We start from the raw sequence: 13,218 nt of genomic DNA on the forward strand, positions 1-13,218 counted from the left end.
TGACGGAATAACTAAGCATTGAAATGGTCGGCTGATGGCCATCATATGAAGGGGGCGTTAGCCCCTTTTTTTGTTATATATGACCATGAAACGGGTAATAATTAGTTAATGTTTTGCCCGTAAATCTTCGGTATAATTACTTGGATTTAAGGTGTTAAACCCGATGTTGGGTTAATATTTTTGATAATCCTGTTTGCAAAATTTTATTGGGGGTTTAGTGAATCTAGTTTTGTTCTGACGACGATACCACAAACGTTTGTAGGGGCAGCCAGAAGTCGAAGAATAGCTTTCGGCTCCTGTACTCAGGAGCCTTGGCTGGTGTAGCAGGCGGCTGCGGCCTGGCGTTGTCAAAAGTCACCAACATTCATTTATCCTTCCACCCATGTTGCACATGTTACCACCAGTGCTCACTTCTCGCCTGCTCCGAAAATCGCTGTTGACAGCGACCCTCGGCGGCTCCGTTATTGGTACCGGCTTCGCTCATCCAATCAGCCTTGCTACCGTTATGTATCGGGGTAATTCTACAACGGCTTTGGTGGCCAATGGCTCGGTATCGGGCCGCGTAGTGGATGAAGCGGGTGCAGGTATACCAGGCGTGACGGTACTGGTTGAAGGCACCACCATTGGCAATGCCACTAATGCGGACGGTAGCTTTTCTCTCCAAAACCTGTCGCCGGGGCCGCATACGCTCATCATCTCCTTCGTGGGATATACGACGATGCGTCAGTCTTTCACGATAACCGATGGCCAGAACACCGAGCTGAATAGCCTCACTATCAGCGAAAGTGCTACGCAGCTGAGCGAGGCTGTGGTAGTAGGCTACGGTACCACCCGGCGCCAGGACCTGACCGGCTCCATCACTACGGTAACCGCCAAAGACTTCGTAAAAGGCCAGGTGACTGCACCTGAACAACTCATTCAGGGCAAAGTAGCGGGCGTGCAAATCACCACCGGCGGTGGTGCGCCGGGCGAGGTGAGCACCATTCGCGTGCGGGGCGGCTCGTCGCTGAATGCCAGCAACGACCCGCTCATCGTTATCGACGGCGTGCCGGTAGATAACCAGGGTATCAACGGTGCCGGCAACCCGCTGGCGCTGGTAAACCCTAATGACATTGAGACCTTTACCGTGCTAAAAGACGCTTCGGCGACGGCCATTTACGGCTCGCGGGCAGCGAACGGGGTTATCCTCATCACCACTAAAAAAGGCCTGGAAGGGGATAAAACCCACGTCAATATCAGTTCGCTGGTGACGCGCTCCGAGAACTACGGCAAAGTAGACGTACTGAGCGGTGATGCCTACCGTACGCTGCTCAACAACGCCGTAATTCAAGGTATTATTCCGGCCAGCAACCAGGCTTTTCTGGGTACGGCCAACACGGACTGGCAGGACGAAATCTACAAGACGGCCTGGACCACTGACAACAACGTGAGCGTGACCGGCAGCCTGAAGCACCTGCCGTATCGCGTGTCGCTGGGCTACCTCGACCAGGACGGCACCCTGAAAACGGGCAACCTGAAGCGTAATTCGGCCTCCGTAGGCCTTTCGCCGAAGCTGTTCGACGAGCATTTGCGCATCGACATCAACTTCAAAGGGACCTGGGCCGACTACCGCTTTGCTGACCAAGGGGCCATTGGCGCCGCGGCGCGCTTCAACCCCACGCAGCCGGTGTATGCTGCTGATGGGGGCGGTTTTAATGGCTACTTTGAGTGGCGCGACGGAGCAATTCCGAATCCGCTGACCGACCGCAACCCGGTGGCCCTGCTCAACGACAAGCGCGACCGCAGCACGGTGCTACGCAGCATTGGCAACGTGCAGTTCGACTACAAGGTCCACTTCCTGCCCGACCTGCACGCCAACCTGAACCTGGGCTACGACCGCTCGCGCAGCAACGGCACCATCTTCATCCCGGCTACCTCGTCTATTGCTTACTCTACGCAGGGCCAGAGCAACTCGTACCGTCAGGAAAAAGACAACGAGCTGCTGGAAGCGTACCTCAACTACACCAAGCAGTTGGGCGACCACCGGATAGAGGCCCTGGCTGGCTATTCGTATCAGGATTTCTTCACGTATGCGCCCTTCCGCTTCGACTACAAAGCCGACGGCAGCCGTACCAATCCACTACTGCCAGCCCAGAACCCTTTCAAGACGCAATACACGCTGCTGTCATACTACGGCCGGGTAAACTATAATTTCAAGGACAAGTACCTGTTCACGGCTACCTTGCGTGCCGATGGCTCGTCGCGCTTCAGCCCCGACAACCGCTGGGGTTACTTCCCGGCTGCCTCGGTGGCCTGGCGTATCAATCAGGAAGATTTCCTGAAAACGTCGAATGTGATTTCGGACCTGAAGCTGCGCTTTAGCTACGGCAGCACGGGCCAGCAGGACGTGTACAACGTGGCCGGCAACTACCCCTACCTGGCCAGCTACAGCATCAGCTCGCCGGTTATCAGCCAGATTATCGGCACCGACACCATTCGGACGCTGAAGCCAGCCGCTTACGATGCCAACCTGCAGTGGGAGAAGACCCAAACGTATGACTTGGGTCTGGACTTCGGCTTCTTGAACAACCGCCTGACGGGTACCGTGGATGTGTACCTGCGCAAAACCGACGACCTGCTGGCTGTTATCCCGGTTCCGGCCGGTAGCAACCTGTCGAACACACTGCTGACCAACATTGGCAGCCTGGAAAACCGGGGCGTGGAGCTGGCCCTGAACTACGACGTGCTGCGCGGTGCGAAATTCAACTGGTCGGTGAACTTCAACGCCACCATGAACCGCGGCAAGATTACCAAGCTCTCCCAAGTAGAAGACCCCAACTACCTGGGCACGCCTACCGGCAACGTGGGTAACTTCCAGTTTGTGCAGGTGAACGCAGTGGGCTACGCCCCCAATACCTTCTTCCTGTACCAGCAGAAGTATGACGAAACCGGCAAGCCGATACAAGGTCCTACCTCTAGCCTGAGCACCGACCAATATGTGGACCAGGACGGCAACGGCACCATCAACGAGCGCGACAAAGTGTACGGCAAGAATCCTGCGCCGAAAGCTATTCTGGGCTTTAGCTCGAACCTGAGCTACGGCAAGGCCAGCCTGGCATTCACTGTACGCTCCAACATTGGCGGCTACGTGTACAACAACGTGGCCAGCGGCCAGAACAACTACTACGGCCTGAACACGACGCTGAACTACTCGGCCAACGTGGTGCCCGCCATCTACGAAACTGGTTTCCGCAACGGTCAGCCCTTCAGCGATATTAACCTCGAAGATGGTTCGTTTGTGCGCCTCCAGAACGTGACGCTGGGCTACGACTTCGGCAGCCTGCTGAAAGCCGGTACTACCCTGCGCCTGACTTTGGCGGGTCAGAACCTGCTGCTGCTCACCAAATACTCCGGCCTCGACCCCGAGCGCGCCACGGGTATCGACAGCAACTTCTACCCGCTGCCCCGCACCATCACGGCCGGCCTCAACCTTGGTTTTTAACAGCTGCTATTCTTCCTGTATATGAAATCCCACCGCATTTTGCGCCGCAGCGCCCTCACCCTGGCCACTACTGCCGCGCTGCTCACCGGCGGCCTCACGTCCTGCAACAAGGACCTCGACCGCGAGCCGTTTTATGACCTGAACACCGAGTCGGTGTACAAGGACCCCGCCAACCACATCCAGGTGTTGGCCAAATGCTACGCCGGCTTCAACCTGTCGGGTAACTCCGGCAGCCCCGACGTATTTGCCGGCCAGGGCAAGGACGAGGGCGAAACCTCCTACATGCGAGCCTATTGGTACCTGCAGGAACTGGTGACCGACCAGGCCGTAGTGGCCTGGAACAGTCCGCCGCTGCAGGAGCTGAATACCACGAGCTGGACCAGCAGCAACGACCTGATAAATAACAGCTACACCCGTATTTTCTACGAAGTGGCACTGTGCAACGAGTTTATCCGCGAAACCAGCGACGACAAGCTCAGCAGCCGGGGCATCACGGGTGCTGATGCCGAAAATTCGCGACGGTACCGCGCCGAAGCCCGCTTTATGCGCGCCCTGGCTTACTGCCACGCTATCGACCTGTACGGCAACGTTCCCTTCGTGACCGAGGCCGACGCACCCAGCAAGAACCTGCCCAAGCAAACCACTCGCGCCGCGCTGTTTGCCTACGTCGAGTCGGAGCTGAAGGCTATTGAGACGGAACTGCTGCCCGCCCACACGGCCCCCTACGGCCGCGCCGACCAGGGCGCCGCCTGGGCTCTGCTGGCCAAGCTCTACCTCAACGCTGAGGTATACACCGGCACCGGCCACTACACCGACTGCCTCACGTACTGCAACAAAATCCTGGGTGCCAACTACGCACTGGCTCCCGAGTACCGACTGCTCTTCCTGGCCGACAACAACGTGACCTCGGCTTCGGAAATCATTTTCCCCATCACCAGCGACGGCATTGCCTCGCAGGGCTACGGCGGCACTACGTATATCACGCACGCTGCCGTGGGCGGCCGCATGCTCACCACGGCCTTCGGCATCAACAGCGGCTGGGCTGGCAACCGCACCCGCAAGAACCTGCCGCTGCTGTTCCCTACCACGGGCGGTGGCTTCGATACCCGCGCCATGTTCTTCACCTCGGGCCAGACGCTGGAAATTAACGACCTGACCATCTTTACCGAAGGCTACGGCGTGACCAAGTGGCGGAACAAAACCTCCACCGGCGCCAACGGCAACGACCCGCAGCTCATCTTCGTGGACACTGACTTTCCGATGTTCCGCCTCGCTGACGTGTACCTGATGTACGCCGAAGCTGTGCTACGCGGCGGCAGCGGCGGCGACCAGAACACCGCCCTGGGTTACGTAAATGCCCTGCGCGACCGCGCCTACGGCAACACCGGCGGCAGCACCACCGGCCGCATCACCCTGGCGCAGCTTACGGCTCCCAACTTCATTCTGGACGAGCGCGGCCGGGAGATGTACTGGGAAGGTACCCGCCGCACCGACCTCGTGCGCTTCGGCAAGTTCACGACCGGCTACAACTGGCCCTTCAAAGGCTACACCGGCGCCGGCGACGACAAGCAGGGCCACGATGTGCCCAGCTTCCGCAACCTCTACCCGATTCCGTCGACCGACCTCGTTGCCAATCCGACGCTGAAGCAGAACGAGGGCTACAACTAATTAGCTGACCGGAAAAACATAAGGTTTGGGACTTAGTGCCTGGCACTCGTGGTGGGAAACCGGGTGTAACAGGCCCTGGGATGGTACTGGTAATGCTGTCTTAATGAAGTGAAGCCAGGTACTAAGTCCGAAACTTATGAATGAGGCCACTACCGGCGGGCACCCCCGAGCTCCAGGTTCTGCAAAAACCGACAGCCGGTGCCCTGTAGCTCCATAAAATCACGGAAAAAATGCCGATAGGAGAGGGTACTACCTACTCCGCCGCTCTTTCCGCATCCCATCACAATTCCTCCATTCTCACCCATCATCTCATCATGAAAAAAGCAATTACTCTGGCGCTGGTTAGTACGCTGGCCGGCGCCGCAAGCGCCCAGGCGCAGATTACTCTGGACGGCATCATCGATGCCAACGAACTCGGTACCACCGGCGGCAAGTACACGTCGCTGGGCGCATTCACTACGGCGCACGCCGGCGGCGTTGGGTTCGGCAACGCGGGCCTGCTGCACATGTACGGCGCCAATAGCAGCACCAAGCTCTACATTGGTCTGGCAGGCACTTTGGAAGCCAGTGGCAACAACTTTCAGCTGTACCTCGACTTGCCGAACCGGAGCGGTGTGCCTGTGGGCACAGGGCTGCCCGCCATCGCGGGTACTACCACGCTGTTCGGCACCTTCACCGGCGGCGGCATTGGTGGTACCAAGCTGGAGCTGGAAGCTGACGCAGCAATTGCGGTTACCGGCACCAACGACGTGCAGGCGGCCATCTACACGGCCACGACGGGCGTGGCCAAAACGCTGGGCGACGGCGTGAGCTCGCCCTCGACGCCGGATGGCGTTGCCAATACACTGCCGGGCTCGACCACTACCGGTGCTTACAGCATCTTCGCGGGTACCCGCCTGGCCTACCTGGCTCCAACTACGCCCACCGGCGACATCACCAGCAACCCCGGCAATACCAACGGCGGCGGGGCCGGCTCGTACGGGCTTGAATATGAGTTTGACAGGGCCGCGATGGGCCTGCCCTCGGGCGCTTCCGTGGTGCACGCTATGGCGGCCTACGTGAGCGGCGATGGCTACTGGTCGTCGGACGTGATTCCGGAAATTCCCGGCAACGGCAATAACAACCTGGGCTTTAGCCCGGACTTTACTGTGCTGGCTGGCAATCAGAATGCTACCCTTAGCGTGGTAGTAACCAGCACCCGCCAAGCCGAGGATGCCGTGGTCGCCATGAGTGTATTCCCCAACCCGGCCCAGGGGCAGTCCACGGTTTCGTACCGCGTGCTTGACCGTCAGCAGCCCGTGCTGGTGACCGTGACCGACCTGGTGGGCCGGCCGGTGAAAACCTTGCTGAACCAAAGCCAGAACGTGGGCTTCCACGACCTGAAAGTGGCGGCCGGCACGCTGGCTGCTGGTATCTACCAGGTGAATGTGCGGGTGGGCGACAAAAGCGCAACCCGCAAGCTGGTAGTAGCGGAGTAAGCTGCTATTGCCAGATTTGGCGGCGGGCGCCTGGGCTAGCTCAAAGTTGATAACTGCCCAAAGGTCCTGTCGTCCTGCTGAGTAAAAAAGCGAAAACCTGGTCGGCCCGGCGAAGCCGGCTGGCCAGGTTTTCATTCATTTAGCCCATTGCTCTACGATGAAACAAACGCTTTGCCTGTCCTTCGCCGCGCTATTGGCTGGCACGTCCCCGGTTTTCAGCCAGCGCGCCACCCCGGCGGTTGCCAAGGACCCCGCCCAGTACGGCAAGCCTTTCGCCAACGTCCCCACTGCCCTGAATGCGACCATCTACCAGGTCAATATGCGGGGCTTCAGCAAGGAAGGCACTTTCAAAGCGGTGATGGCGCGTCTGGACTCCATCAAGGCGCTGGACGTGAATGTGGTGTACCTGATGCCGATTTTCCCGATTGGGAAGGTGCGGGCCGTCGATTCGCCCTTCGCCGTGCAGAACTATACGGCGGTGAACCCTGAGTTTGGCACCCTGGCCGACCTGCGCGCCCTCGTGGATGGTGCCCACGCCCGGGGCCTGGCCGTGATGCTCGACTGGGTGGGCAACCACACCAGCTTCGACCACGCCTGGATTACCGAGCACCCCGACTGGTACGTGCGCGACGCCACCGGCGCCATCGTGAACCCCATCCCCGAGTGGAAAGACATTGCCCAGCTTGATTTCTCCAAGCCTGACCTGCGCGCCGCCATGATTAGCGCCCTGCGCTACTGGGTGTTGCAGGCCAATATCGACGGCTACCGCTTCGACTACGCCGATGGTCCCAGCCAGGAGTTTTTCACCGAAGCCCTGCGCAGCCTCCACAGCATCCCCAGGCACAAGCTGCTGCTGTTGGCCGAGGGCGACAAGAAGAAATACTACCTCCAGGGCGGCTTCGACCTGTGCTACGACTTCGGCTTCATGAACGTGATGAAGGGCGACATCTTTGCCAAAGGCAAAAGCGTCAAGCTCATCGACTCAGTAAATACGGCCAATTACCGCAACGCGCCGGCTAACACCCGCATGGTGCGCTACACCTCCAACCACGACATTAACGCCTGGGAAGGCACGCCGCAGCAGCTGTTCGGCGGCGAGCGGGGCGCGATGGCCGCTTTCGTGGTCGCTTCTTACATGAAGGCGGTGCCCATGATTTACAACGGCCAGGAAGTGGGCCACAAGGAGCGGGTAACGTTTATGGGCGAGCGCAAACCCATCGACTGGACGCCCAACCCGGCCCTGACCCGCGAGTACAAGCAGTTGATTCGCTTCCGCAACGGCAGCGACGCGGTGCGCAACGGTACGCTGACTTCCTACAGCAGTGACGACGTGTGCGCCTTCACCAAAACGGCGGGTAAGGAGCAGGTGTTGGTGCTGGCTAACCTGCGCAACAAGCCGGTGAGCTACCAGCTACCAGCCCCAGTGGGCAGCGGCTGGCGCAACGCCCTGGGTAACCAACCGGCCACGGTCGGCAGCACGCTGACCTTACAGCCTTACCAATACCTGATTCTGAAGAAATAACCGCTGGCCGCCCGGCTGGCGGCTCTGGAGCACCAGCTCCAATCTGCTATGAGATATTTTTTGCTCACTCTTCTGCTACCACTTAGCTACCAGAGTAATGCGCAAGCAGTGGCCCCGCTCACCGCCCAGCTCGACAACGTCAGCCTGACGTTTGCGCTGGGCGCGGATGGCCGCCCCAGCTATGCCGTGACCTACAGGGGCCGGTCGGTGATAACGCCTTCCCGGCTGGGCTTGTCCTTCGTTGATGGCCGAGGCTTCGATGGCCCGCTGCAGCTGCTGGGGAGTGAGGTGAAAAACGTGGATGAAACCTGGCAGCCGGTATGGGGCGAGGTGAAAGACATCCGCAACCACTACCAGCAGCTGACGGTGCATCTGCGCCAGCCCCTCGCGCCGGGCCAGAAGCTCGACGTCGTTTACCGGAAGCTCGACATTGTTTTTCGGGTATTTGCCGATGGTGTGGGCTTTCGCTACGAGTTTCCCGCGCAGTCGGCGCTGACTTACTTCGCCGTGCAGGACGAGCACACCGAGTTTAACCTGCCCGGCAACCACAAAGCCTTCTGGATTCCGGGTGATTATGACTCCAACGAGTACGCCTATACCACCAGCCGGCTGAGCGAGGTGAATACGACGCCGATTGCGGCAATTCAGGAGAAGGCCGCTCCCACGCGGGTGCAGACGCCGCTGATGCTCAAGTCGGACGACGGCCTGTACATCAACATCCACGAGGCGGCGCTGGTCAATTACCCGGCCCTGTTTCTAAATGTGGACACCCGCAACTTCCACCTCAGCAGCCAGCTCGTGCCCGCCGCCACCGGTGCCAAAGCCTACCTGCAAGCGCCGGAGCACACGCCATGGCGCACCATCGTGGTGAGCGATAAAGCCCCCGACATGCTGGCCAGCAAGCTCATCCTGAACCTGAACGAACCCACCAAGCTCACCGATACCGGCTGGATTCAGCCCCAGAAATTCGTGGGCGTGTGGTGGGAAATGCAGGTGGGCAAAGCCAGCTGGAACTACGCCGATACCACCAACATCAAGCTCGCCGGCACCAACTGGAATAAGCTCCGGCCCAGCGGCCGCCACGGGGCCACCACGGCCAACGTGAAACGCTACATCGACTTCGCGGCCAAGCATCACATCCCCAGCGTGCTGGTAGAAGGCTGGAACGTGGGCTGGGAGGACTGGGCCAACAACTGGAAGGAAGAGGTGTTCGACTTCGTAACCCCGTACCCCGATTTTGACGTGGACGAGCTGCAACGCTACGCGGCCAGCAAGGGCGTGCGCGTGATGATGCACCACGAAACCAGCAGCTCGGTAACGAACTACGAGCGCCGCCAGGAAGACGCCTACCGCTTCATGAAAGCGCACGGCTACAACGCCGTGAAAACCGGCTACGTGGGCCGCATCATCCCGCGCGGCGAGCACCACGACGGCCAGTGGATGAGCAACCATTACGTGCGCACGGCCGAGCTAACGGCCGCCAGTCAAATCATGGTAGACATGCACGAGGCCGTGCGCCCTACCGGCCTGCACCGCACCTACCCCAACTGGCTGGCCTGCGAATCGGCCCGCGGCAACGAGTTCAACGCCTTCAGCGAAGGTAACCGGCCCGAGCACGAAACCATTCTGCCCTTCACCCGCCTCATGGGCGGCCCGATGGATTACACGCCCGGCATCTTCAAGCTGCAGGGCTACAATCCCAGCGTGCCTGAGCGCCGGGTGCACACTACCTTGGTCAAGCAATTGGCGCTGTACGTGACCATGTACTCGCCCCTGCAAATGGCCGCCGACCTGCCCGAAAACTACGAAAAGCACCTCGACGCCTTTCAGTTTATCGAAGATGTGCCTGTAGATTGGGACGATACCCGCATCCTGGCGGCCGAGCCCGGCGACTACCTCACTACCGTGCGCAAAGCCAAGGGCAAAGACGAGTGGTACCTCGGTGCCATCACCGACGAGCAGGCCCGCCAACAGCCCGTGCCGTTGAATTTTCTGACGCCGGGCGTGCGTTACGAAGCCATCATCTATGCCGATGGCAAGCAGGCCGACTGGCAGCGCAACCCCACGGCCTACCAGATTACCAAGAAGGTAGTCGATGCGAAATCGACACTGCAGTTGCGCCTGGCTCCCGGTGGGGGCGCGGCCGTGAGCTTTAAGCCAATAGCTGCCAGGTAACAGGTTGTATCAAACACAAAAGCCCCATTCTTTCCATTCATTCAATTCCTGAGCATGTCGCTTTATCATAACATTTTTAAGAATAGCCTGGCCCTGGTGGCCGCTGCTGGCCTGTTAGCTGGTTGCAAAGACGATGCGCCCACGGCTCCCGCCCCGCTCACGCCGCCCACTACCAGCAACCCGACGCAGTACGGCACCCCTTTCGCCGGCGTGCCCAACCGGGAAGACGCCGTGATGTACCAGGTGAACATGCGCGCCTTTAGCCAGGCGGGCAACTTTGCCGGCGTTACGGCTCGGCTCGACTCTATTAAAGCACTGGGGGTAAATGTGCTGTACCTGATGCCGATTTACCCCGTGGGCACTGACAGCAAGTCGGTAAACTCGCCCTATGCCATCAAGGACTACCGCTCGGTGAGCTCCGAATTTGGCACCCTCACCGACCTGCGCACGCTGGTAGATGGCGCCCACGCCCGCGGCATGGCCGTGATGCTGGACTGGGTAGCCAACCACACCAGCTGGGACAACCCCTGGATAACCGCCCATCCGACCTGGTACCAGCGCAATGCGGCCGGTGCGATTATCGCGCCGTCCAGCGGCGGTGTTACGTACAACGACGTGGCCCAGCTGGACTTCACCAACACCGCCATGCGGGCCGAGATGATTTCGGCCATGAAATCGTGGGTGTTCCAGGCTAACATAGATGGCTTTCGCTGCGACTACGCCGATTTCCAGCCCGCCGATTTCTGGCAGCAGGCCAATGATACCCTCCGCCGCATCAACACCCACAAGCTGCTGATGCTGGCCGAAGGCACGCAAAGCTCGCACTTCACCTCCGGCTTCGACTACACGTTTGGCTTCCGCTTCTACGACGGCATCAAGAACGTGTACCGCAGCGGCGCTTCGGCCGCCTCATTCGATGGCTACAATAGCAGCGAATACAGCGGGGCAACGGGCACTCAGCGCGTAGTGCGCTACATCACCAACCACGACGTAAACAGCTCGGATGGAACACCCGTGACCTTATTCGGCGGCAACGCCGGGGCCATGTCGGCCTTCGTCATTGCCTCCTGCCTCAAGGGCGTACCGATGATATACAACGGCCAGGAAGTGGGCATGAATACGGCTATCACCTTCCCCTTCACCTCGGTGAAAGTGAATTGGAATGCCAACCCCGGAGTTACGCAGGAATACAAGCGCCTGCTCCGGGCCCGCGCCGCCATCGGCGCCTTGCGCACCAGTGCCGCCACCTCCTACAGCACGGCTACCGTCTGCGCCTTCACCAAAACCGCTGGCCCCGAGCAGGCTCTGGTGCTGGTCAACGTGCGTAATACCGCTTCTAATTTCACCGTGCCGGCTGCTTTAGCTGGTAGCTGGACCAATGCTTTGCAGAGTGGCTCTGTCACGTTAAATGGGCAGATTTCATTGTCGCCTTACGCGTACATGGTGCTGAAAAAATAAAGGAGCCCAGAGCAAGTAGCCCAGCCCCGTAGTGCCTGAAATTGCACTGCAGGGCTGGCTATTTTCATGTGAGGCCCAGTGCCACGTTTTGTGCAGCAGAAACTGCAGTTGCTATACTTCTTAGCTGCATCTTAGCCGGACCTTTGCCAGGCATTCACCGCTACCATCTCGTTTATGACACTCACTGATTTTCGCACCCTGGGGCGCTCTGGCCTCGTGGTCAGCCCACTGGCACTGGGCACCATGACCTTTGGCACGAACCGCTGGGGTTCCTCCGCCGATGAGTCCCAGGCCGTGTTTAATGCCTACGTGGAGGCTGGCGGCAATTTCATCGATACGGCTGATGTGTACGCGGGCGGCAAAAGCGAGGAATTGCTGGGCGGCTACGTAGCCGACCGTAAGCTACGCGACCAACTCGTGCTGGCCACCAAGTTTGGCTTTGGCGCGCAGGCCGGCAACCCTAACGCTGGTGGCAACGGCCGCAAGCAGATTTATCGTGCCCTGGAAGGCTCGCTGCGCCGCTTGAGGACAGATTACGTGGACATGTACTGGCTGCACGTGTGGGATACCGTAACGCCCGCCGATGAAGTGCTGCAAACGCTGGGCGACCTGGTGCGGGCGGGCAAAATCCGCTACTTCGGCCTCTCCGACAACCCGGCCTGGTACGCTACCCAGATGGCTACGCTGGCCCAGTCCCACGGCGTGCCCGGCCCCATTGCCATGCAGCTCGAGTACTCATTGGTGGAGCGCACCATTGAGCGCGAACACGTACCGGCAGCTCGCGCCCTGGGCATGGGTCTGGTGCCGTGGAGCCCGCTGGCTGGCGGCTTTTTAAGCGGCAAATATCAGCGCGCTGACCAAGGCACCCAGCCTGCGAGTGGGGAAGGCCGCCTCAGTGGGGCCAATCCATTTGGCAACACTAAGTTTACGCCGCGCAACTGGGCGATTCTCGACGCGTTGCGGGAGGTGGCCGGGCAGTTAGGCCGGCCGCCAGCGCAAGTGGCGCTGGCATGGGCCCTGGCTCAGCCCGGCATTAGCGCGCCCATCATCGGGGCGAGTCGTGCGGCACAGGTAGCGGACAATATTGCCACGTTAACCATTGCCTTCAGCCCCGGCCAACGGCAAGCCCTTGCCAAGGCCAGCGCCCCCGAGCCGGCCTTTCCTTATCCCATTTTCGAGCCGGAGTTGAACCAGGCGGCCGTGTTTGGCGGCACGTTGGTACAGGGGTGGCGTTAGGCAAGGGGACGGTCTGACAGGCATCGGTTCGTCACCATATTTCGGATGCCTAGGCCTCAACATCAGGTGACTAGTGCATAAGCTGGGTGGAATTAGTTGGAATAAACCTCTTTACTCTTCGCGCAGCGCAGGCTTTCCACCAATTGGGTGACTTCGCTGAGCAGCGTACTAGCTATCTGGCGTAGCCGGTGTGGCAGCGG

7 protein-coding genes are annotated in these 13,218 nt (G+C 59.8%); all 7 read left to right on the top strand.

Annotated features, from left to right (window positions below; all coding sequences use genetic code 11):
- Positions 1–382: 382 nt before the first annotated feature.
- Entirely contained in the window at positions 383–3,481 is a 3,099-nt protein-coding gene (locus tag Q5H93_RS09445) for a SusC/RagA family TonB-linked outer membrane protein (protein WP_305006267.1), read from the top strand.
- A 21-nt stretch (positions 3,482–3,502) separates the two neighbouring features.
- Complete coding sequence (locus Q5H93_RS09450) at positions 3,503–5,149, top strand: RagB/SusD family nutrient uptake outer membrane protein (protein WP_305006268.1); 1,647 nt, start codon at positions 3,503–3,505, stop codon at positions 5,147–5,149.
- 314 nt (positions 5,150–5,463) lie between these two features.
- Positions 5,464–6,627 (top strand): T9SS type A sorting domain-containing protein, encoded by a 1,164-nt coding sequence (locus Q5H93_RS09455; protein ID WP_305006269.1) that lies wholly within the window; start codon positions 5,464–5,466, stop codon positions 6,625–6,627.
- A 157-nt stretch (positions 6,628–6,784) separates the two neighbouring features.
- Complete coding sequence (locus tag Q5H93_RS09460) at positions 6,785–8,149, top strand: alpha-amylase family glycosyl hydrolase (RefSeq protein WP_305006270.1); 1,365 nt, start codon at positions 6,785–6,787, stop codon at positions 8,147–8,149.
- 48 nt (positions 8,150–8,197) lie between these two features.
- The gene (locus tag Q5H93_RS09465; RefSeq protein ID WP_305006271.1) at positions 8,198–10,324 is read left to right on the top strand and encodes a glycoside hydrolase family 97 protein; all 2,127 of its coding nucleotides are present in this window, start codon (positions 8,198–8,200) and stop codon (positions 10,322–10,324) included.
- Positions 10,325–10,378: 54 nt separating this feature from the next.
- Positions 10,379–11,782 (top strand): alpha-amylase family glycosyl hydrolase, encoded by a 1,404-nt coding sequence (locus tag Q5H93_RS09470; RefSeq protein ID WP_305006272.1) that lies wholly within the window; start codon positions 10,379–10,381, stop codon positions 11,780–11,782.
- A 174-nt stretch (positions 11,783–11,956) separates the two neighbouring features.
- Entirely contained in the window at positions 11,957–13,018 is a 1,062-nt protein-coding gene (locus Q5H93_RS09475; RefSeq protein WP_305006273.1) for an aldo/keto reductase, read from the top strand.
- The last annotated feature ends 200 nt before the right edge of the window (positions 13,019–13,218 follow it).

Source organism: Hymenobacter aranciens (assembly GCF_030580865.1).
GTDB lineage: Bacteria > Bacteroidota > Bacteroidia > Cytophagales > Hymenobacteraceae > Hymenobacter > Hymenobacter aranciens.